The sequence below is a fragment of the Streptococcus cristatus genome (assembly GCF_001578775.1).
GTDB lineage: Bacteria > Bacillota > Bacilli > Lactobacillales > Streptococcaceae > Streptococcus > Streptococcus cristatus_A.
On sequence record NZ_KQ969078.1, the window covers coordinates 1 to 592 of the forward strand.

Annotated in this window: 1 protein-coding gene; it reads left to right on the top strand. The window is 39.5% G+C overall.

Annotated features, from left to right (window positions below; genetic code table 11):
- Positions 1-262: 262 nt before the first annotated feature.
- Positions 263-592: YSIRK-type signal peptide-containing protein (locus SCRDD08_RS10695; RefSeq protein WP_155719817.1), on the top strand; the 330-nt coding region annotated here is incomplete at its 3' end.

Genomic DNA, 592 nt, shown 5'->3' on the forward strand with positions numbered 1-592 from the left:
TCAGCATTGACAGGATTATTCCTGATGAAGAAGAAGGAAAATATGTAAAAAAACATTTCCGACACAAAGTTTGGTACATAGTCATTAGTCTATGTACCAGCGATTTAAGGGCGGAACATGGCTTGAGAAAAGATATAGTGTAAGTTATGTTCCGTCTGTTTTTACGATAAATTCAAATTAAATAATTCAAATAAAATATATTTTTTTAAATAAAGTTGCAAACGCTTACTGGTGAGAAGCGTACAGATAGGAAGGTTCCTTTATGGAAAAGAAATGTAAGTTTAGTATTCGAAAATATGCTATCGGTGCTTGTTCTGTCATGATAGGTGTCCTGTTATTTGGTATGCCATTGGCATCGGCTGATGTGGTACAACCGTCCAGTTCAGCAACGGTTACTAGCGAGTCATCAGGTGGCAGAGGAAATGATTCTGGTACGGTCGAGCGGGTAGAAGGTCTAACCAGTCTACCAGCTGAATTGGCAGATAAATTAGCAAAAGCCGACTCTGGCGACAATGGAGGAAGCAGTTCTGATAATAGCGGAAATACTTCTGAAACAACATCAGAGGTAGCTACTCCCAAACCGGATCAGCCA